This is a genomic window from Aeromonas veronii, from assembly GCF_040215105.1.
Classification (GTDB): Bacteria; Pseudomonadota; Gammaproteobacteria; order Enterobacterales; family Aeromonadaceae; genus Aeromonas; species Aeromonas veronii_G.
The window spans coordinates 1557204-1578690 of sequence record NZ_CP157875.1 but is presented as its reverse complement, the minus strand read 5'-3'; the positions used below and the strand labels follow the sequence as shown (position 1 = coordinate 1578690).

The window sequence follows — 21487 nt, the reverse complement described above, 5'->3', positions numbered from 1 at the left end:
CGCAAATGTTGGTTTTCCGAACACCCCTCAATTTGCTTCACACTCTGTAACGGCAGCCTCATCGGAAGCTTTAGGAAATTTATTGCCGCATTCGTCAACAAAGAGGCAAGCATCAACCGCCAGCACTCGCAATGCATCATCAAGCAACCAAGTAGGCATCATAGGAGAACAACGTTCCTGACACAGAAGGGCAGTACTAGATGAAAGATTGGCATAAGAAATGCTTGAATCTATATGTCGCCGGTTTTCCGGCGCCCATAAAAAAGGCCGACATCAAGTCGGCCAAAGAAGAGCTTACGCTCAGGAGAATAACCTCGAGGATGACAGAGTGAACGATCTGCGCAACACTCGAGGGGTATACCAAGTAAGAAAATCTCTCTTTCGATAGAACAAGGCGTAAATCCGAACACCCCATTGTTCCATCTTTCTTACCAGGGCGGCCTGAACAACCGCCCTTTTCTTTTTTCTAAAATCCTGTGGTTTAGCCTTGCAGCAGAGAGAGTGCTGACTGCGGACGCTGGTTGGCTTGTGACAGTATGCTGGAAGCCGCCTGTTGCAGAATATTCTGCTTGGTCATGTTGGCGGTTTCGACCGCAAAGTCTGCATCACGGATCCGGGAGCGCGCGGCGGTCACGTTTTCCGAAATGTTGGACTGGTTGCGAATGGTGGAATCAAAGCGGTTTTGCACGGCACCCAGCTCGGCACGCTTGCTATCCACCGCCTGGATCATGAAGTCCAGGTTGGCCATCGCCAGTTGGGCACTGCTTGCTTGCGAGATGGTCTTCACATCTGCGGCCGTGACGGCAGTCCCTGCCGCCTTGCTCACTGCATACGGCTCTTTCCCGGTCCCGGTCGCCACGGTGGCGCTGCCTTTGGTTGCCGACGCAATACCATCCATGGTAAAGGCGGTGGTCATTCTGAAGGTAATGGTTTGACCTGCATCGGCCCCCACCTGGAAGGAGCCCACATAACCGCCGTTAAGCAGATTCTGCCCACCGAAGGTGGTGTCTTTGGCGACGCGATCAATCTCTGTCATCAGTTGGCTGTACTCCTGTTGGAGCGCAGTACGGTCGTCAGAGTTGTTGGAGCCGTTTGCTGACTGCTGGGCCAACGTACGCATCCGTTGCAGCATGGAAGTGACTTCGTCCATGGCCCCTTCAGCGGTCTGGGCTACGGAGATGCCGTCGTTGGCGTTGCGGTTGCCCTGATCCAGACCGTTGATCTGGGAGGTCAGGCGGTTGGAAATCTGCAGACCCGCCGCATCGTCCTTGGCAGTATTAATGCGCAGGCCGGAGGCCAAACGGGTGTAGGAGGTATCCAGAGATTTGGTGCTGTTCATCATGTTACGCTGAGCGTTGAGCGATGACACGTTGGTATTGATATACAGGCTCATAACTTTTCTCCTAAGCTATTAAATTTTATCTTTAATTCACTCAGGCTTTATTTTTTCTGTGCCTGATATGTTTAGGTTAACGGCGCGTTTTGATGATGCTTTAGTGTTTTTTTACAGCCTTTGGAGCTGTTATCGCCGCCTGACCTATATATCGGCCCCTCTTTCCGAGTCTTGAGAAAAATGTTGGCATTTTTTCCTCATGCAACGCTCAAAGACGATGTCTCCCGCCACCAACCCCTGGGTTGGAGGCAGCCATCGCGCTTGCCCGGCAAGGCCGCAAGTCGCCGGAAACTTGGTCTGGCTCCCACTTTTGCACGCCAGTATTGCTCGTCTGCCCACCTTGCCCCTAAAATCGCCGCCCCATCATTGATCAGACCTGAGTTGTTCCCCATGCAGACGCTAGTTGAGCAGATTGTTTATATCAGCGACATGTTTGGTACTGCAGTATTCGCGTTCTCCGGGGTCCTGGTCGCAGGTCGCCTGCGAATGGATGGTTTCGGTGTCATGGTATTGGCGGCGGTCACCGCCATCGGCGGCGGCACAATCCGCGACATGATCCTGGGCGCCACCCCGGTATTCTGGGTGCGCGACCCCCTCTATATCTGGGTGGTCATCGCCACGGCATTGATCGGTATGTGGATGGTCAAGCTGCCAAGGCGCATGCCCTGGTATGTGCTGCCGGTGGCGGACGCCTTCGGATTGGCCCTGTTCACCGTGATCGGGGCCCAGAAGGCGCTTAACTTCGGTACATCAGGATTGATCGCCGTGCTCATGGGCACCATGACAGGGGTGGCCGGTGGCATGATCCGGGATGTACTGGCCCGGGAAGTGCCCATGGTCCTGCAAAAAGAGATCTATGCCACCGCCTGCATTCTCGGCGGCATCCTCTATACCCTTGCCCTGGAAATCGACATGGACAGGGTGACCGCCATGCTCATCTGCATGACGGCCGTCTTCGGTCTGCGGGTGGCGGCCATTTACTGGCACCTGTCACTGCCCACCTTCTCGTTGCAGCGCAACTGACACGCACCGGCGCGGGAGATCTCACCCCCGCCGGTGCAAGATTGAACCAAGCCCGCTTTTCTGTTGTCATAAAGGGGTCGTTTCAATCCGGACTATCTCATGCAAAAACTTGGGTTCATGACCACCCTGATACTGATGATGGTGGCGGCCAATGCTGGCGCACAGGCCCTGTTCGGGCGCCTGGCATCGACCCCGGTGCAGCAGTTCAACCAGCAGATCCGCCAGGCCAGCAGCAGTCAGCAGAGCTGGGTCAATGACTACCGTGAAGTGGCGCGGCGCTTTGTGGGCCACGAGAACATGCCAAGTCGCATCCATGCCCAGCAGCTGGACAAGGATCTGGTCCTCTCGGTCGCCCTCGATGGCCACAAGAGCGACATGATCTACATCCTGACGTTGTTTCGCCGTGACAATCTCTGGCAGATGCGTCAGGCCCAGATGGGCTGGCGTTGTCTCGGTCAGGAGACCTTCACCCCTGTCCCCTGCCCCGAGTCGACCATCACCCCCTAGGGCTCGGCAGACGACCATAAAAAAATCCGGCACATGGCCGGATTTTTTATGGTAAGCGCGTGCTCACTCAGGGGCGATAGACCTTCACATTGTCAAAGCCCTGCTCCTTGAGATAGAGCGCCTGCAGCTTGCTCATCACGCCGCGGTCACAATAGAGCAGATAGGTCTGCTCTTTGGGCAGATCCCCGAAGGCGGTCGCCAGCTTGAAGAAGGGGATGTGCAGCACCTCGCGTCCTTCCACCACCAGCGGTTTGTCGTCGTGCTCGTCATTGGAGCGGATGTCCAGGATGACCTCGCCGGCGGCCAGCTCCTGGGTCATCTCCACTTCCTGCACCTGGGCCGCGGTCTCTTCGCCGATGCGGCGGATGTCGAGGTAGCGAGCCTCGCTCACCACCTTGTCCAGGATGGCGAAGTCGAAGTTGCCCTCTTCGGCCTCGATGCGGGCCAGATCCGCCTTCACCGTCGGCTTCTTGGAGATGACGCCGCAGTACTCCGGCATGGTCTCGGCGAACTCCAAAGTGCCGATGCGGCGCGCCTCGCTGATGATGTCCGGCTTGTCCCAGGTGATGAGCGGGCGCAGGATCACCTTGTCGGTCACCCGATCGATGACGTTGAGATTGGTCAGGGTCTGGCTGGAGACCTGGCCCACGCACTCGCCGGTCACCAGCGCGGGGATCTGGAACTCGTCGGCCACCTTGGCGGCGGCACGCATCATCATCCGCTTGAGCACCACCCCCATCTGACCGTTGTCTACCTTCTCGAGGATCTCCGCCACCACGGGCTCGAAGTCCACCGCGGTGAAACGCACCCGGTGGGAAGAACCGAAGCGGTTCCACAGGTGATAGGCCACCTGCTTGACCCCGATCTCGTGGGCGGCGCCGCCGAGGTTGAAGAAGCAGTAGTGGACGCGGCAACCACGCTTGATGAACTGGAAGGAGGCAACCCCGGAGTCAAAGCCGCCGGAGATGAGGCTCAGCACATCTTCCTGGGTGGCAATGGGCATGCCGCTCAGCCCCTGGTGGATGGCGCTGACGATGAACAGCTCCTCGCCGTCGATCTCCAGGTTGATCTTCACATCCGGGTTCTTCAGGCGCACACCGGCGCTCTCGCAGTGCTGGTTGAGGCCACCCCCGACGTAGCGCTCCACTTCGAGGGAGGAAAACTCGTGTTTGCCATGACGCTTGGCACGCACGCAGAAGGTCTTCTCCTTGAGCTGTTCGCCCCAGACCCCTTTCACCTGCTCGAAGATGTCGTGCAGGTCGGTGAACTTGCTCGCCTGCACCTCGAGGAAGGCCTGGATGCCGGGAATGCAGGCCAGCGCCGCTATGGTCTGCTCGCGGAACTGGTCATTGCGGGAGCTCACGATCAGCTTGTCCCAGTCCATCCGCACCCGGGCGTCGTCGTCGAAGCGTCGCAGGACGTTGCGGATGTTGCCCTGCAGGATCTTGATGAAACGCTGGCGAACCGACTTGCTCTTGATGGTGATTTCCGGGAACAGCTTGATAATGAACTTCATGGGGGCTCTTTAAATTTTAAAGTAAATCAACGACTTACGAGTAGCGATGGGAACAAATGTTAGAATAGGAGTTCCCGTGAACAGCTACACATTATCTCACAGCGACCAGATTGTTGCCACCATTGCCAAATTGCCTGCGTCCACCTTCGGGACCCACTACACCAAAGAAGTTGCATTGGTCATAGCCCGTCACATGAACAAAGCTCAGGGCTGGGCAGCCTGTCTCTACCTACGTTCTATCGCTAAAGCTGTCGGCTGTACCACTCGCACTGTCCGCAATGCGCTGCGTCGTCTGGAAGGTCTTGGTTTCATCAAGACCGAACACCGTAAGCACGACCAGATAGCCAACTGGAATCTGGCGTCAATTTACCGTCTCGGCTCTGCGATCATGTCAATTTTCCGCACCCCCAGCACCCAACGTCCGGCTAAGTCTTTGACTTCTTATAAACAGAAACAAAGTAACAAGGATCACGCTCCCGTTTCTTCGTCTGTAGGTAAGTTCGCCATGTTCGACCACAAGCGCGTCACCAAGACACTGGAAGAATGGGAAGTCAGCAAGAAGGCCAGCCAAGAGCACAACAGGAACGCCCTACAGAAGCTCAAGGAAATGCTGAGGGCACAACGATGAACGTACAGAAAAAGCTGGTATGCGTAGAAGCTGGACTTGGGATAACCGAGGGCCAGGAATTCCCTGTGCTGGGAGAGAATGGGAACGTGTGGGAGATCCTGCTGGGCAGTGAGTACCAGAAGGTGAGCAAGCGGTCAGGCCGTGTCCAGGGCTGGAAGAGTGGCCCACGATTTGACCTAGCAGGGTGAACAATAGCACTTAGTAAGATACTGATTATAAAACAAATCATCCCTAATTGAACCGACATCAATACATAGTTATTTTTAGGCACACGGGTCCATGTGGAGTAGATAAAATGTACCAACTCAAAGTAATCAAAAAAAACAATGTAGACCAAGAAACCTTCGAGATAGCCCTTGATGCCGCTCTTCGCCGCATTGAAAACGAGATAGAGGGCTGTCAGTTACGGGCCATAGTCACAGGAGACACAGTAACTATTGAAAGTATTTACCCCAAAGAGCTCATCACAGCAAATCAGGAGGAGTTAATGCGCAAAATTGAGACCTGTTTCTGCTATAGCGGCAGGCTACTCTCTGAAAGTTTTTGCAGTATTGTATGGTTATCATACTGGTCTTAAAGATGTTTCAAACTCGAGCAAGGTTGTCTTATTGAATTTTTCCAAACTATGGCCTTTCAGCGACCACTTTCTGTCATCTGATCATCCACTATTGTTGCACCGCAAGACATGATCAAAGATTTGTCTCCGAGGCAAAACAAGTCACCTGCTCACAATCCCCCCAGTAACTAAATGAAGGATTAGACCATGTCATTGTTTGGACGGTTTTTTAAAGGAAAATCAGATTTGGCAACCACGACAGAGCAGCCAGCACAGACGACGAAGACTAGCATTCCGGTAGTAAAGGTTGATCCCTCTCAGGTTACAGAAGCAGTCAAGGCTGACTTATGGCAAGCCATCTCCCAGACTGTGGACATCCCTGAGGAATCAGCAAAGTTCGCTTATGAGGTTGCATTACGGACAGCAGCGACTCGCGACCTTTGTGAAATGACAGAGGCTTTGATTAGTTTGGGGATACAAAAGCAGCGGGCGGCATGGCTTAGTTCGTGGTTGGCAAATAGATCTAATGCACTTATGACTCGCGACAAGCGAATCAAGCTTGGGATTACGGAAGCCATTTGGCAGTATTCAGGTGCGCCATGTAAGGCTAAAAACTCGACTGACGAAGAGTCTAAGTGCAGAGATGAAGCTCATCGTCTTGCTGACGGACAGAAGTATAAAATTGCTGATGGGCTCAATCTGAACGGAACAAACACTTGGCCGGGCTATGAACCAGAATGCAAATGCGTATCGAAGTCTGTTCTTCCTTTCTGAATACGAACAAGCATCTGTGGTTACAGCGATAGTGTTTGTGCTGAAGCATTACTGCACCGGAGAACCATGTGGCGCACGCCTTGATAAATTCTGGAAAAAAATCTGAACGGCCTTTTCAGTATTAGAGCGCTCCCAAGCCCCAGCAGGATCCATTCGCCAACCACTCATCCCCTTCTGTGTGCAGGGTTTGAAGAGTGGCCCAAGGTTTGAAGAAAATTATCCTCATGGTTTAGAACGAGCTCCAACATGAAATTTTCAGGGCTGCGTGTACCATAGCTATGATTTCAAGGAGGTGCACGGTTAGAGTTATGTGCTATGACGACAACCCAAGCATGGAAGCACCTACAGCAGAAGCAACAGCTTTAATTGTCTCATAGGTCATTTCGAGACCTTTGCTGACAAAGGTTTCCTTAGTCTTGTTCCACACGGTATCGCTACGGATTGCGTCTAGGAATTCATGGCCTGCCCATGTTAGACGAGAGGCTGTGAAGTTTATGGGACCCCCGCCAAGAACTGGGCGCATTTTTCCTTCAACAAGCCCTGCCTCAATCAATAACTCCATGTGGTAGGAAGTTGTATAAGCAGCATCTTTATCAGAAAATTGGAAATTCCCGAGAGATAGGTAATGGTCTCTGTTTGGCAACTCTTCAAGTAGTGTTAGTAAATTTCTGACAACATCCCAATCACGTTTCATCCTAACCCCCTTCCCCAGATAAATTTCCCAAATAACCAAGATGTTACCTAATGAGCCCATCTTGGTAAATTCATCATTATTGCTGTGTCCAATGTCAAAAGACCTTCAATACGGCATGGACTCAGAGGGGGAGCATGAGGCACAGTTAACCAAGTGCGCTAACAGCAAGCAGTTCTCTCCAAGACCAAAGCTGGCAACGCTGAAGATTCGACACTAGGCATAATGGAGGAAAGAAAAGATGGTTCCAAAATTTAACTATAACGGTGAGCTTATTTGTCCATCATGTGGTTTTGACTACCTACACCATGACAAAGTTGAAGTCTTCGAATGCGGGGAAGATGCTGAACACGGGGTTCACGTAACGATCAGTGATGGCAAAGCAGTAATGGATACTTCTCTTGCGGGAAATCCAAGTGCACGGCGGCATGGGTTATCCGTTCACTTCTGGTGTGAAGGCTGTGATGCAAAGCCAGTCTTGTCTATCAGCCAGCACAAAGGCAACACTCAAATGACCTTTGAGTAAGGGCCTAGCCCACTACCGGATTTGCGTACACGGCTCACAAGTCCGGTAAATTCTGCAAAAAATCTGTGAGGGCATCTCGAGTAATCAAGCAGCGCCAGTATCCCCCCGTCCCCCCCTCAGTTCTCCAGCCAGCCGGTCGCCCTGCCGTCCTCTTTTTCTCACCACCTGAGCGTCCGCCTGTACCTCTCTTTGTCCCTGCCCCAAGCCATCCCCTTGCTAACACGTAGACGCTCCCCTGCGGCCTCCTGCCGTGTATCTCTCTACCATTCCATCCGTCCCTTTAAGGTATACCCTAATGAACTTCTTTCACACGGGGCTATTGACTGTCTCATTTATGTTTCATAATCTAAGTCCCATCATGTCGAGACCTTAATGTGACAGCGTGACACCGACAAGGACTCACGTTGAAGCAATAGGAAGAAGATGAAGGAGATTTCCGCATGAATGACTTGGTTATCAGGCTTCGCCGATTCAAGGACAGGAAGTCACTGGATAGAGTTGCCCCAAGGATGCTTGATAAGGCTGCTGCTACGGGCTTCCAAGAAGAGCTGAAGGTCATCGCAGCGATTGACCACCGGCAAGCAGAGATAGCGGCTGGTAGGCATTTTGATGCGGGGAAAGTCCCTATGACAGCTTGGGCATTGGTGGATTGAGTAGGAGAGAGTGATGGGACAGGTTATCGGTTATGCGCGTGTGTCATCTGTCGGTCAATCGCTGGATGTTCAACTGGATAAGCTGACAAAGGCCGGTTGTGAGCGTGTGTACCAAGAGAAGGTATCAGGGACCAGCACAGATGGCCGTGAGCAACTAGCCGAACTCCTGCGGTATGTCCGAGAGGGGGATGATGTGGTGATCACCAAGCTGGATCGTCTGGGCCGTTCTCTCGCTGATCTGCTGGACATTACTGAGCAACTGGAAGCCAAGGGCGTGACCCTGCGTGTACTGGACCAGAACCTAGAGACGACGACAGCCCAAGGGAAGCTGATGTTCACCATGCTGGGCGCCTTTGCTGAGTTCGAGACGGCTCTACGCAAGGAGCGTCAGATGGAAGGGATTGCCAAGGCCAAGGCTGCGGGGAAGTACACCGGCAGGCCCAAGAGTATCGATGAGGATGCAATCAAGGCGACCCTGTTGGAAGGCGGTAAGTCCCTGCGGGAAATCGCTGCGCTTCATGGAGTCAGCCGAGCGACTGTCCATCGCCTATCAACAAGGATGCGAGAGGATGGAGAGCTGAGTTGATCGAGTGTGTCTATCGGTTGAGTCTGGGACCATCGAAAGGACCGATCACTGGGTCTGTCCCAAAGCACATTAGAGAAAGCTAATTTACCCTGACCAATAGAAAGAACTGATCGAGTGACCCACTTTGATCGAATCTTTCAATCGACCCCCGAGGCTGTTCACCGCGACACCTTGGGGATTTGTCGTTTGGGAGGCACTGGGGCCGACTCTGGGCTTGTTCGTCTGAGAGCCCCTGTTTGTTATCCGTGGGTCTGTCACGACGACCATCATGGTGTTTTCGGAAAATCGGGAATCTCGAAAAACCGAAAGATCACCCCGACGAGTATCGCGGAGACACCACCGAGACACCTTCCAGGGACCTCTAGATCAGGGACAAATGAGGCTATCTGAATTTTCCCTGACCATTGAATGAAATGAAAGACCGGTCCCCTCTCTCTCCTTCCCTCCGCCCGTCCCTAAGACTATCTATAAGACATCTATTAGATACCCTAAATACTATCTCTCTATACATTACTTACTACAGGTATCTTTAAGACTACCCGAGGACACACTAGGACTACCCACGGTCTACCCAACGACTCCTTCAGGATGGCCTACGGGCTGTCCTGTTGTCGCTTCCTCCAGACTTCCCCCTGACCATCCCCAGGACAACCGAGTGACAACTTCAGGACAGATAGCTAGTAAGGATGATCAATCGAGAGTATCCGTTGGTTGAACATGGTGAGTTCCTTATGAGGCTCTAAGGGACGGCCTTATGCAAAATGTCTCAAGGGCAAATTGCATAACCCAGCGACTGACCAGAGGACTGGTAAATCATCCTGAATCAGGGAAACTTACCACCTGCCAAGCGACTGACCCGAGGACTGCCCGCAAAATGCCCTTGAGGCAAAATGAGGGTATCCCAGCGTCTGACCTTGAGACTGTCCGAAAATCCCAAATTGGGGAATCCGGACACCTGCCCAGCGACTGACCTTGGGACTGGTCGGAATAGCGGAATCCGGTAATCCGACCTCCAAGCGTCTGACCCGAGGACTGGTCGAAAATGGCTCGGGGGCAAATCCGACCACCTCCCCAGCGTCTGACCTTGGGACTGTCCGAAAATGCCCCGAGGGCAAATCCGGACACCTCCCAGCGTCTCCCTCCGCTCTGCCCTTTATCGCCTATCAACATTGTCCATCCAAGCAAGGGAAGGAGAGGGAGTTATCTATAGGTAATCTGTAGGTACTTATCCTGTGGCCCCTATGCACAGGGAAATCCGGAAGGGGGTAACGAAACGGGACACCCCCTTTTAGTGACCCCCGAGGTCTGTCTGGAGGGGTACAAAAATGCCCTTGAGGCAAAACTGTACCCCCCGAGTTCCATCTGGAGGGGTCCCCAAATGCTGACACGACATTTAAGGACCCCGAGGTCTGTCTTGAGGTGGTGCGAAATGCTGTGACGACATTTAGCACCACCCAAAGGTATGCCTAGCCGTGTCCAAACGGTGGATTCCCCTTTGGACACCCCCGAGGTCTGTCTTGAGGGGTAGCCAAACGCCCCAACGGCTTTTGGACACCCCCGAGGTCCATCTGGAGGGGTAGCCAAATGCTGGTACGACATTTAGCAACCCCCGAGGTCTGTCCGGTGGTTGTGAGAAAAGAGAGTTTGTCTTTTAGCACAGCCCCGAGGTCCATCTGGAGGGGGGCTCAAAATCGGGAATCCCGAAAATGTGTCCCCCGAGGTCCATCTGGAGGTGGTCCCAAACGTCGAGCCCACTTTTGGGTCCACCCGAGGGGGTCACCAAATGCTGATACGACATTTGGACACCCCCGAGGTCCGTCTTGGTGAGTGGCGAAAATGATGGCGTAACAAATCCGCCAGTAGCCGAGGTCCGTCTGGAGGGGGTAACAAAATCCCAATCTGGGAAAATGTGACCCCCGAGATCTCCCCCAGCCCTCTCTGTGCAACTGACGGAGAAGCGCGACGCTGCGATTCTGGAGAAGCACAAGGAAGGCATGAGCAACAACGCAATCGCCAAGTTATTCGACATGAACCCGATGACCGTCGGACGGATTCTTGCCGATCAGGAGGCATGTAACAAAATGCGGAATCCGCAAAATGTTACCCCCGAGTCTTCCACCTCCGCCGTCCCGATGGCATCCACTGAAGACCGCTCCGACACCCGCGAGGACGCCCGCTCCTTTATTGACGCCCAGCTCGACGCTCTGCTTACAAATTGATGATCCACTCTAAAGGTTTGACATCAATCAATGAAATGACTTTGCAGGCTTGATCAAATAGAAGTCGATTGATGCAACCACCTAATGGAGGAACATTAAATGATGAAAAAGCATCCAACTCTTTTACCCGAGGGAACGGTGCTGACAACAGAAGGCCGCGACAAGATTCTGACGGGCAAGCTACAGCGAGCCGTGGTACATACTCTGGTTGATAGTGACTTCTATTCCCTCCCAACCCCTGAGCAGACCGTCGCCAACCTAGTTAAACAAATGAGCCGCTTTGACAAGGTAGCCCCCCAGAATGTCCACCGGACGCTGAAGGTGCTCGAAGAGAAAGGAGTGCTCAGGCTCACCAAGCTGTCTTCAGGGAGCGCCGTTATTAAGCACGCGATCGACAGCAGGCGGACCGGCGAAATGACAGCCGATGGATGCCACCGGTGGGAATACTACATCAGCGGCAACGTTGCAAAAGAGCTGTGTGATTACGATGTGCGTTATGCAGCTGACGTCGTTGGACATGTGGATTTCGTCGCGGCAATTAAGGAAGCGTTTAAGGAGAAGAAGAATACATCCGTGTTCAAGACTGTGAAGCTGGCGAAGGAGGGATCAACCCGCTGGTTTATCACTGAGTTCAACAAGCCATCCTTATTTGCGCTCGCCGCCCGTGCCTACTCTATCCGCGTGAATGACAACTACGGCGAGATCCCGCGCCAGCTTGTCGAGCAGGCAGCCCGTGGAGCATGGCAGCCGTTCTTCGACACCCTGAAGACGAACAAGGTGATCAGCTACCACGACCTTCCAGAAGGCCGTGTGATGGTCTGGGACGCCCGTTGCTGGTCAGTCTATAGCGCCCGTGTGATGCAGCAACGGGAAGCGATCATTCATTCCTGGGAGACCGAGTGATTAACAGGGGGTCCTTAAAAGCCCCTACGGCGTTTTGGGACCCCCAAGACAGACACGAGGACGACCTGAAGGGGGGAGGAAAAAATCCCGAATTGGGGAAAATTCCCCCTCCCGAAAAGAGAGTTTGTCTTTTGGATACCCCCGCGTCAGACCCGAGGATGACCCTGCGTCTGACTTACCGAAAATGGCCCGAGGGCAAATCCGGTAGCCCCATGTGGCCCTTACCGAAAATCCCGAATCGGGAAAATCGGTAACTCCCCCCCCCTGCCCGAAAATGGGGATTCCCCAAAATCGGACACCCTCTCGCCTCCCTCCAGATTTCCCTGACCTAAGAACGTAGGAAGACGCTCAAAAGTGCGCAATTCAAGGACCAGCCCGTGGGGAAACCTGCGGGCTCCCTTTTTCTACGTCCTGACTCCCTTTCCCTCTTTCTCTTTGGCCGAAGGGCCATCCACCTATCAACAAGGAAAAACAACTATGTCTGCTTACGGCACTTTCCCGACTTTTCAAAACGTAACCCATGTAGGTCAGAACAACGGTCAAGGCGATACCCGAGCACTATTCATGAAGCTGTTCGCTGGTGAAGTCCTGACGATGTTCCGCAATCAATGCGTCTCCTTGGGCACCACCCGAGTGATGACCCTGAAGGACGGCAAAGCATTCGATTTCCCTGTACTTGGCATGAGCCACAATGCGAAGTACCACAAGCCCGGCGAGCTGATTCAAGCTGGCGGCATTAAGAACGTCCTGCGCACTGTCACCGTGGATGACGTCGCTGTGGCTGCTGTGTTCGTGGCAGAACAAGACGAAGACCTGAGCACCTTTGAGGTTCGCTCTCACTATGCCCGCGAGCTGGCCTATGAGCTGTCGAACATGATCGACAAGAACGTCTTCCGGACCATCGCCAAGGCTGCCTTCATTACCAACAAAGAGCTGGCTATTGCTCAATTCGGTGAGAACGGCGTACTGGATGACGAGACCTTCACCGAGAACATTACCCTGCGAGCAACCGATGCGGCAGGCCGTCCGATGACCCGTGGTCAGCAAATCGTGGACGCTATCTACCGTGCCCGTACCGAGTTCCGTAAGGCAAGCGTCCCAGGTATCCCTGTGTGTGTCCTGAAGCCGGACGACTACGAGGCCCTGACCAATGCAGCAGGCGACCTTGGCAACATGGCATGGCTGGATAAGCGTTTCTTGGGTCAGGCCGGAGAGGACAAGTCCAACGGTAACGCTGACACCGGCCTTCGCATTGCCGGCATGAAGATCTTCGAGTCCAACAACCTGCCGGACCAAGACGAAAGCAACGGACTGATCGGCTCACCGGAACCTCTGAGCGTGGAAGACGGTGGCTCTGGCCGTACCGCTGCGTACCGTGGGAACTTCTCCAAGCTGCTGGGCTTGGTCTACACGAAGGACTGCGCGGCTACCGTGAAGGTGCGCGACATTGCGACCAAGTGGGTCCCCGAGCCCCTGCGCGTCGGTAACACCGTGCTGGCTAAGATGTTCGTCGGTCACAACATCCTGCGTCCGGCCTGTGCGGTCGCTCTGCTGGAAGCGTAAGGGGATTTCCCTGACCAAAGGATGAAGAGAGGTTTCCGGACATAGACCTCTCGACATCTGGTGATTTGGCATAGCTGATGGTCATGCGGTGCTTCCTCAGACCCCCATGCGTAGCTCCTGTGTTCTTCACGGGGTCTGCCCTTGGGGGTTCTTTTTTGAATAACGTTACTCTGACCTATTACTTCCCAACTTCAAGGAGACCTTATGTCTACTCAAACTCAACACCCGAATCTGCAACGAAAGAAACCACAAGCCCGTACCACTGCAATCCTGTGGGAAGACGTAATCCCCAAGGCTGACGCTCTGACCCTCCACTTCTCCAAGCAGGCAGGCTTTGCCCTGACTCGCACCCAGATGCTCAACGCACTGATTAACCGTGAGTTCGACAAGCTGCGCTCTCAAGGTGGACTGGCTGGGGAGGTGCAGTGATGGACTACCAGACAGCCGATTACGGCTTCAGCGTGGAGACCTGCGACCTGCCCTCCTACTCCAGCGGCGTGAACGACCAAGGGGAAGCCCTCTATGAACTGGATGGGATCGAAATGACCAAGGCACAAGCCGAGGACTTCAAGGACTACTTCTTCGACGACGAGGACGATCACTCGCTTTCCCAGGACAACGACACCGAGTCCCTACCTGACGCCATTCTTTCAGGCTTGAACGCTGTGAATGACGCGCTGGGAGGCGGTGGAGTCGCTGAGTTCTACGCTGACGAGCTGCTGGGTCTAGGCGAAAGCCGAATGGACTCTGTGGTCTCTTCTTCCGGTATGAGTCGGGAGGAAATCCAGTCCCATGCAACAGCGGTAATGATCGACATGGCCGCACAGGTAGGAATGCCCAGCGACTACCTGATGAACGAGCTTCAGAACGACATCAACCGCGTCCGCTCGTTTAACTCCCAGTCAGGCATGAAGCTGCTGCGAGAGGCTATCGCTGACGGTATCGCTGGGGAATACGACTCCGCGATGACCAAATGGGATCGCCTGCGTCGCGCCCTGCAATCCGTCAAATAACCCACTTTCTCTAACCCCTAGTTACCCCATACCACAACCATCCGGAAAGCCTCTGCGGCCTTCTGGAGGGGCCACTGTGCCCGTCTCAACACACACATAAGGAAACCGACATGAACAAAATCACCATTGCTGACCTGTCCGAAGAACTGCTGGACGTAATCAACGGCCAACGCGCTGTTATCAACAAACTGGCTGAACTGGCTGGCCTGTCTTCTGGTCAAGTCCGAGTGCTCCAGATGGAAGCCTCCCAGCGTCACCAACGGGCCAAGGCTGCTGAAGCGAAGGCCAAGGCCAACCGTGAAGCCTACGAAGAAGACTCCCACCAGATGGCCGCTTGGGTCTACGCCACCCGCTTCGACTTCACCAATGCGAAAGAGTGGGGCAAAGCAGCAGCAACCGAATGGCTGGTTATCTGCGAGCGCAACGGCTCCGAGCATGGCCGCGACCACACCTACAAGTACCACGAGCCGACCCAAGACGAACTGCTGGAAGCCCTGAAGGATCTGGAGGTCTGGAGCCGTGCGACTGAAGAACACAACAAGGGCCGCCGCGAACATGCCGAGCGGACCCTTCCGAAGGTCAAGGCCAAGCTGGCCGCCCTGCTGACCGCTTAATGCACCCCACGGGGGAGGCCCAGCGTCTCCCCTGCTCTACCGAAGGAACCTATCAACATGACCGCTAATGAAACCTTTCTTGTCCATCCCAGCGACTTCGTGAAGCGCCTTCAAGCCTTCGCCACTCTGAGCCTTGGCCGCCGTCCGTCTACTGGTCAGGTGCAGAACGCAATCAACCGGTACGTCATGCAATCCCACGGGACAGACCAAGAGTCGATGCTTGCGCTTGTCCGTGAGCTGTTCCCGACAGCCGAACAGGAGGCCGCCTGATGATCACCATTGAGGACTGGAGCCACATACGCAAAGCCAAAGTCCGTCATGCCCTCTTCTGCGTGGCCTATCGGAGGCTCCAAGGGGACAGCTTCAGGACTGCCTGCCGGACTACCGCAAAGCGTCTGAAGCTCCATGAACCGACCCTGCGTCTTCTCGCAAGGCGTTACATCAAGACCACCGGAGACAACACCAAATGATCCAACCGTACACCTACACACTCGCCACTGATGGCGCTTGCAACACCAACCACACCAAAGCGTCAGTCCGCGTGGCTGGCTGGGGCTTCCTTGCCGTCCGTAGCGATGGCCGCAAAGTTGAACGCTGCGGCTACTGCGTGGGCGCTGGGGAGTCCAACCAGACCGGAGAACTGGAAGCAGTCATTCAAGGGCTGTCACTCCTTAAACCTGGCTCTGTGGTCGAGGTCCTGACGGACTCCGCCTATGTGATCAATGGGGCGACCCAGTGGTTAGCCGGATGGAAGGCGAAGGGATGGAAGAAGGCAGACAACAAGCCAGTCCAGAACAGGGACCGCTGGGAACAGTTGGATGACCTACTGACCACCCGCCAAGTGAGCTTCAAGAAAGTGAAGGGACACAGCGGCCACCCGATGAACGAACGAGCGGATCAACTGGCGGTAGCCGGTATGAATCGCGCTGGACAGTGAAAAGCCAAGTGAACAAGTCAACTACTGGTGAGCCTACGTGAAATCCTGAAGAGTCACTGGGAGATTGTCCCCGAGATTTCACGCAGCGATGCCTCCCCAAGGTCACTTCTCCCTGACCTAAGCAATACATCCGGTCACTCCCCGACTGTAAATCAACCAATTGCGTCTTTATGTCGTGCTTCTTCTGCTGCTCCAGCTTGCCTATGGGTTAAGCGATTGGGGGCTTGCTGGAGGGGGAACGGCATGAGAGGCACAACATAAGGAACCCATTCAATGAAACAAGTCGAATCTATCTCCCTGCACTTCATGGGCAACACAGTGACCGTCAACCAGAAGGACGGCCTGTTCTGTCTCAACGACCTGCACCGTGCGTACACTGGTGGTATGAGCCGTAAACAGAAGCCGCACGACTGGTGCAAAGGGATTCTTAATGGCGAGAAAAGTCGCCATTACAATTTGATCACCTTCAAGGGCAAGCACGGCGGCACCTATGCGAATGAGCAAGGGGTCTATGCCTACGCTTCATGGCTAGACGATGATTTCCACAACGCTGTCCTCCAGACCTTCTCCTCTGCTGCCCATGGTGATGCTGAAGGGGCGGTGAAGATCGCTCAATCCTCTGTCACTCTGACATGGCGTGAAACCCTTCGTGAAGGCAATAAGGCTTTCTGTCACGCTATCTACACTGCACAAAAAGAAGGGAACGTGAAAGGCAACCTGAACCACGTCATGGCTAACATACAGTCTCTTGTCTGCAAGGCAGTGACTGGTCTGGACGGCACGGCATTCAAGAACCGCTATGGTATGTCTGCGCGTGACTTCTTGGTGTCTCAAGATGATGGCAAGCGGCTTGGAGTGATGGCCCGCATTGAAGGCAAGGTGGAAGCGCTGCTGGACGCGGGGATGGACTACATGATGATCAAAGCAGCCCTTGCTAAAGATGTTATGAAGGCAATCAAAAGCTGGAGGTATGATGATGTTACTGCAAGCAATGGATGATGAGTGGGAAATGCAAGCGATGAGCGTTAATCAGCATGATTAACTCATTCTCGATGAGTGAACTGCGAAGATGATTGCTCCATTGAATTTTGTCACTCAAGCTATTCATGAAAAAAGGGAACCTTGCGGTTCCCTCTTCGTCATTACTTGCCGCCGATCTTAAATCGGAAACATTCTGCCGTCTTAGGGTATACATACTCACCACTGCGCCAATGTTTGAAGCGCTTGCAGTAGACGTAGCCATCTTCTACGTAAGGGTATGTTTTATCGCTCATTGTAGCATTCCTCATGTCCAGAACTACTCATAGAACACCACAAGCAAAGCTGATGGTTTCTACATTGGCACACAGGGTTAGTTGCGACTTTGTCGAACTTAAACCTGTTTTCTAAAGCACCTGCGTTCAGCATCTTGCCTCCCATAATGCAGGTGAACCAATTGAGTAGGATTGATTTCCAGACGTTGACGGCATACTATCCAAGTCGAGAATGACTATGGGTTGTAACCTTCCAGCATTGGCGTGCTGGTCAATTTGGTTCAATCCTACCCTCCTCAGAAGGCATCCTAACGGATGCCTTTTGTCTTTCTAGATCTCATCATCTTCTTCTGAATCAACGAGATCTAATTGAAAGGTTAAACAACCGTCTTTGAACTCAATCATGTCGTCTTTGTGCAAATACTTGACCCGATTGAAAGTCTTGTTAGTCCTTTTGCTCTCTTGAGCTAAAAAATCAGGTAGTCCGGCGCGAAATGACAGCCGAATGATTGCTGGAGATGTGTCGCTCTTCTTTGTTTGTTGGCTCAGAGTGACACTGCCAGGCTTATCTGATTTCATGATCCGACAGACGGTATTGTCGTTAGCAAAAAGAAGCTGGACTTTGTCCTGATACTGGAAGCCACACCGCTCCATCGCTTCATGGCTGATCCTAAAAAGCAGCTCATTTTTTTTGGTCTTGAAGCTGTGGGTTATGCTGACAAGCTCTGATGATGATTTGCCTGCCGCTGTCACAGCTTTAAAATTGAGATTGTCAAACATCACAGTCCCCTCCAAAGAGTTCATGCGGACAAGTTTACTCCCCTCTCATTCGCTGATCAACGATCTTCATCGATCCCCACTCAATAAATCATTATTGATTTGGTCACCTTGCATTAAATAACTTCACCCTTTGGCGCATTACCTTCAATTTATAGCTCCTAATGTTAAGTTACTGGCGCCACATTGCGTCACATTGCGCCACATCGCGCGATTAGTTGCACTATCAGTGCCACGGCAATGGACTTTAATCTCCTCACTCGTGCACTCTCAGTGCCACACTGGTGGATTCTAATCTCCTCGCCTGCGCACTCTCAGTGCCACACCGGTGGATTCTAAGTTACTCGCCAGCGCACTCTCTGTGCCCCATCGGTGGATTCTAAGTTCCTCACCAGCGCACTCTCAGTGCCTCACCGGTGGATTTCTAAATCTCATACACCTCACCGCCCATGTTCACTATTCCATAGCTCGGCGAAGATGTGCTGCCCTGCAACTGACACAATGGGTCACTGTAAAAGAGTGAGTGTTCTCTTAGAGTTATTGGGTAGCTACTAAAGAAGCACAAACGCTCCGCTCAACGAATAAGCCCCCTTGGCGGACTTCAGGACTACCTGATGTTCACCGAGGGGGCTTTTTGTTTGTGTTGATTACTTGTTGAACAACTTGAGGAACTGGGACATGTAGTCGGACGCAAGCATGGTCTCCACGGCTTCAAGCTGGCGTGAATAGTCATGGCCGGATGAATAGAGACCATAAGACATGGTTAGCCCTTTGGTCCCGTGCCCAACTATCGGAGCTGTAACGTCCTCTGGAATGCCTGCACGTTGGTACGCGGTAATAGCCATGCCACGCAAGCTATGGAAGCCCTTAGTGCGATCTCTGACGCCTGTGACAGCCTCTTTCAACTTGCCAAACTTGCTGGACCACCCGTGGGGGTTCTTCGACTTAGGGACAGGCCACACGTTACCGACCACGCATTGCCTGAGTTCTTCCCAAAGACCGAGCGGAAGAGGGAAGGCACGAATTGAGTTTGCTGTCTTGCCAGCTTTGATACGCACCAGCGGAACGCCTTGGCTAACCTCAAAGGAATCAGCCTGAAGACCAATAATTTCGCTTAGGCGGCAACCAGTGATAAGTCCAAACTTCGTCAACGTGCGAAGATCATGCGGTGCCTTCTCAACGATTTGGGCCATCTCTTCAAGCGTGAAAGGGGCGTATGACTGGGAGTCTCCTGTGCTCTTGATTCCCGCGTTCTTGAATGGGTTATCCCCTTCCACGCTCCGAGTGAGATAGCAGTTTTCCCACACAAGGGACAAAGCCGATAAGTAGCCGACCCGTGTGCTATCGCTCTTGCTACCAGCCAGGGAATCAAGCCACAAAGTCACGTCCCTCCGCTCCACATCCTTCAGCAGAACCACTTGACCACCAAGGAAGGATCCAAGGCTTTCTGCCGCGTGTTTGGCGCGACTCAACGTTGCCGGAGCTGCGGCTTTAAGACCCTTCGCGGCCTTGGCCTTCTCACTCTCAATGAATGCCTTGGAGGCTTCCTGTAGAGTGATGGCGTACTTATCGCCCACCTCTAGCTCCCCGTGGAGGGCAAGCCTTATGGCGTCCGCCAGTTCTTCATCCCCACGCGCAATTGCTGCCTCGACGTCATAAGCGTGGTATAGCCCTTCAGGTTCAACGACAACCTCTTGTCCATCTGGCAGCATGACAACCTCAATGCGCTGCTCTGCTTCCCTGACGGCTTGTTGAATCTCTTCGATGTAAGCGTTAAATCGCAGACGCTTGGGGGCTTCTTCAGCCTGTGCCACCAACCGGTCAAAGTTGGCAATGATGAGGTCACGCTTCCTCTGGGCTTCTTTGAGGTCGCCTGTTTGTAACGTCTTTGTGTAGAGCCTCCGACCTCCAAACATCGGCAAGCAACGGATAGCCTTGGGGACATTCCACACCAAGTACCAGCAATTTGCCTTCTGCTGTAAGGCCCAAGTCTCACGCCTTCTCATACACACCTCACTTATGCTAGTCTTACCACAAAAGTTACCGCCAATGTTTCCATCTTTGTGCTGTAAGTTGTTGATTAGCTATAAATTCAATGCGTTACACATGGAGTCAAAAGATAATGAACTTCATGATAATGACTCGGGTGGCCTCGATTTAAGGGCGCGGATTATATCAGAAGTTTGCGGCCAGCGCCTACAGGCTGAGCACTCCCCGCATATCCCGCCCATTTCCCCACACAATGTTTGCCGCCGACCGGCCATGTTGCGTATATTCCTCTGCCTGCGGTCTGGCAACCCCAACAACATACAACAGATAGGCGTGATGAAGACCTACATCTACTACCCCGGCATGGAAGTGCGGGATGAACTCTGGCTCAAGTTTGCCCTGCTCTATCTGGAGCGGCTCGCCTTCGTCTTCACCGTCAGCGAGAAAAGTGGCCTCACCGCCCTGCTGGACACCCTGCGCCACCAGACGGATCTGCTGACCGAGCGACCGAGCGCCGACTTCTTCTCCGCCATCAGCCCCCAGATTGAAACCCAGATCGCCGGCCTTATCACCCCGGACTTCGTGCGCCACAAGGTGTTCGGCAACAAGGAGCTGATCACGCGCTGGCGCCAGGACGCCAATCACGACTGTTTCTGCCCGTCTCAGGCAGGGCTTGAGCGGCTGCACGGCTTTTGCCTTGCCCACGGCTTCGCCACCCGGGACGACGGGGGCATTCGCATGGCACGGCGCTTTGCCAACCTGCTCTCCATGCGCCTCGCCCGTGAGTGGGCGCTCGCCAATGAGGGCGCCCTCATCACGGATCACGACTACCTCGACCGCCTGTTGCACCTGCTCGAATCCCGCTACCACCATCGCGGTGGCCAAGACTGCTTCCACCTCGAAATCCCGTTGCAAGTACCCACTCACCTCGCCGACATCTCCTTTGCCGAGCTTGTGGCCCTGCGCGGGCGCAGCGGCTTTCGCCAGCAGCTGGCCGAGTTCCATCAGGCCCTTGATGCCCTGCTCGCCATGCTCGGCAGCGGTTATGCCGACTCCGCAGTGCTGACCCGGTTCGAGCAGGCCCAGCAAGGGCTCAACCTGCTGCTGGGACCCGATACCCGGCGTCTGCCGCTCACCACCCTCGTCAGTACCGGCTTGCCGGCCATGGCGATGATCCACCGCCTGAAAGAGAGCCACCCGGATAGCACTCTCGTCTTCCACTCCATCAAGAAGAGCCACTTCCACCAGCGCAAGAGCCAGCACTTCTTCACCCGGCTGGGACAGGTCAAGCCCTGAGGCTTTCAGGGCCTGCCCTTTCACCGTCTATCGCTCATCCGGGGCGAATGGCGTCAATATTTTGTCGCAT

The 21487-nt window shown here is 53.8% G+C and carries 23 protein-coding genes; 18 read left to right on the top strand and 5 right to left on the bottom strand.

What is annotated here, in order from left to right; translation table 11 throughout:
- Positions 1-481: 481 nt before the first annotated feature.
- The gene (gene flaA / locus ABNP46_RS07425) at positions 482-1393 is read right to left on the bottom strand and encodes a flagellin A (protein WP_349921762.1); all 912 of its coding nucleotides are present in this window, start codon (positions 1391-1393) and stop codon (positions 482-484) included.
- Positions 1394-1783: 390 nt separating this feature from the next.
- On the opposite strand from flaA, the gene ABNP46_RS07420 reads away from it, so the two are divergent.
- Together ABNP46_RS07420 and ABNP46_RS07415 are read left to right on the top strand one after the other, a co-directional pair.
- Positions 1784-2416: a trimeric intracellular cation channel family protein gene (locus tag ABNP46_RS07420; RefSeq protein WP_349921761.1), complete on the top strand. Its 633-nt coding sequence runs from the start codon at positions 1784-1786 to the stop codon at positions 2414-2416.
- A 99-nt stretch (positions 2417-2515) separates the two neighbouring features.
- Positions 2516-2923: a hypothetical protein gene (locus tag ABNP46_RS07415; RefSeq protein WP_349921759.1), complete on the top strand. Its 408-nt coding sequence runs from the start codon at positions 2516-2518 to the stop codon at positions 2921-2923.
- Between the two features lie 67 nt (positions 2924-2990).
- Here ABNP46_RS07415 and thiI read toward each other — a convergent pair whose 3' ends face one another.
- Entirely contained in the window at positions 2991-4439 is a 1449-nt protein-coding gene (thiI, locus tag ABNP46_RS07410; RefSeq protein WP_349921757.1) for a tRNA uracil 4-sulfurtransferase ThiI, read from the bottom strand.
- A gap of 46 nt (positions 4440-4485) precedes the next feature.
- Here thiI and ABNP46_RS07405 point away from each other — a divergent pair, with 46 nt between their 5' ends.
- The 3 genes from ABNP46_RS07405 (at position 4486) to ABNP46_RS07395 (ending at position 6397) form a co-directional block, all read left to right on the top strand.
- On the top strand, positions 4486-5067 hold the full coding sequence (locus tag ABNP46_RS07405; RefSeq protein WP_205760232.1) for a helix-turn-helix domain-containing protein: 582 nt from the start codon (positions 4486-4488) through the stop codon (positions 5065-5067).
- Between the two features lie 295 nt (positions 5068-5362).
- Positions 5363-5644, top strand: a complete 282-nt coding sequence (locus ABNP46_RS07400; RefSeq protein WP_167825047.1) for a hypothetical protein — start codon at positions 5363-5365, stop codon at positions 5642-5644.
- Positions 5645-5830: 186 nt separating this feature from the next.
- A complete protein-coding gene (locus tag ABNP46_RS07395) occupies positions 5831-6397 on the top strand; it encodes a hypothetical protein (protein ID WP_167825046.1) in 567 nt (188 codons plus the stop codon).
- Between the two features lie 313 nt (positions 6398-6710).
- Here the strand turns inward: ABNP46_RS07395 and ABNP46_RS07390 are convergent, their stop codons facing one another.
- A complete protein-coding gene (locus tag ABNP46_RS07390; protein WP_167825045.1) occupies positions 6711-7091 on the bottom strand; it encodes a DUF2513 domain-containing protein in 381 nt (126 codons plus the stop codon).
- A gap of 238 nt (positions 7092-7329) precedes the next feature.
- Here ABNP46_RS07390 and ABNP46_RS07385 point away from each other — a divergent pair, with 238 nt between their 5' ends.
- The 12 genes from ABNP46_RS07385 (at position 7330) to ABNP46_RS07330 (ending at position 17101) form a co-directional block, all read left to right on the top strand.
- Positions 7330-7614, top strand: a complete 285-nt coding sequence (locus ABNP46_RS07385; RefSeq protein ID WP_167825044.1) for a hypothetical protein — start codon at positions 7330-7332, stop codon at positions 7612-7614.
- 440 nt (positions 7615-8054) lie between these two features.
- Entirely contained in the window at positions 8055-8267 is a 213-nt protein-coding gene (locus ABNP46_RS07380) for an Hha/YmoA family nucleoid-associated regulatory protein (RefSeq protein WP_167825043.1), read from the top strand.
- A gap of 13 nt (positions 8268-8280) precedes the next feature.
- Positions 8281-8853 (top strand): recombinase family protein, encoded by a 573-nt coding sequence (locus tag ABNP46_RS07375; RefSeq protein ID WP_167825041.1) that lies wholly within the window; start codon positions 8281-8283, stop codon positions 8851-8853.
- 1994 nt (positions 8854-10847) lie between these two features.
- Positions 10848-11072 carry a hypothetical protein gene (locus ABNP46_RS07370; RefSeq protein WP_205760231.1) on the top strand — a complete coding sequence of 75 codons (225 nt, stop codon included), beginning with the start codon at positions 10848-10850 and terminating at the stop codon, positions 11070-11072.
- 99 nt (positions 11073-11171) lie between these two features.
- Positions 11172-11975, top strand: a complete 804-nt coding sequence (locus ABNP46_RS07365) for a hypothetical protein (RefSeq protein WP_167825038.1) — start codon at positions 11172-11174, stop codon at positions 11973-11975.
- Positions 11976-12452: 477 nt separating this feature from the next.
- The gene (locus ABNP46_RS07360) at positions 12453-13538 is read left to right on the top strand and encodes a capsid protein (protein ID WP_167825036.1); all 1086 of its coding nucleotides are present in this window, start codon (positions 12453-12455) and stop codon (positions 13536-13538) included.
- A 204-nt stretch (positions 13539-13742) separates the two neighbouring features.
- A complete protein-coding gene (locus ABNP46_RS07355) occupies positions 13743-13967 on the top strand; it encodes a hypothetical protein (protein WP_167825034.1) in 225 nt (74 codons plus the stop codon).
- Entirely contained in the window at positions 13967-14551 is a 585-nt protein-coding gene (locus tag ABNP46_RS07350) for a hypothetical protein (protein WP_058059736.1), read from the top strand. The genes ABNP46_RS07355 and ABNP46_RS07350 overlap by 1 nt, the downstream gene beginning before the upstream one ends.
- Before the next feature lie 110 nt (positions 14552-14661).
- On the top strand, positions 14662-15165 hold the full coding sequence (locus tag ABNP46_RS07345; protein ID WP_167825032.1) for a hypothetical protein: 504 nt from the start codon (positions 14662-14664) through the stop codon (positions 15163-15165).
- 57 nt (positions 15166-15222) lie between these two features.
- Positions 15223-15435 (top strand): hypothetical protein, encoded by a 213-nt coding sequence (locus ABNP46_RS07340; protein WP_042016711.1) that lies wholly within the window; start codon positions 15223-15225, stop codon positions 15433-15435.
- A gap of 196 nt (positions 15436-15631) precedes the next feature.
- Positions 15632-16102 carry a ribonuclease H family protein gene (locus ABNP46_RS07335; protein WP_167825030.1) on the top strand — a complete coding sequence of 157 codons (471 nt, stop codon included), beginning with the start codon at positions 15632-15634 and terminating at the stop codon, positions 16100-16102.
- A gap of 273 nt (positions 16103-16375) precedes the next feature.
- Positions 16376-17101: a KilA-N domain-containing protein gene (locus ABNP46_RS07330; RefSeq protein ID WP_167825028.1), complete on the top strand. Its 726-nt coding sequence runs from the start codon at positions 16376-16378 to the stop codon at positions 17099-17101.
- Positions 17102-17685: 584 nt separating this feature from the next.
- Here the strand turns inward: ABNP46_RS07330 and ABNP46_RS07325 are convergent.
- Entirely contained in the window at positions 17686-18135 is a 450-nt protein-coding gene (locus ABNP46_RS07325) for a hypothetical protein (RefSeq protein ID WP_349921754.1), read from the bottom strand.
- 644 nt (positions 18136-18779) lie between these two features.
- Entirely contained in the window at positions 18780-20138 is a 1359-nt protein-coding gene (locus tag ABNP46_RS07320; protein ID WP_167825026.1) for a tyrosine-type recombinase/integrase, read from the bottom strand.
- A gap of 319 nt (positions 20139-20457) precedes the next feature.
- On the opposite strand from ABNP46_RS07320, the gene ABNP46_RS07315 reads away from it, so the two are divergent.
- Positions 20458-21417 (top strand): hypothetical protein, encoded by a 960-nt coding sequence (locus ABNP46_RS07315; protein WP_349921753.1) that lies wholly within the window; start codon positions 20458-20460, stop codon positions 21415-21417.
- The last annotated feature ends 70 nt before the right edge of the window (positions 21418-21487 follow it).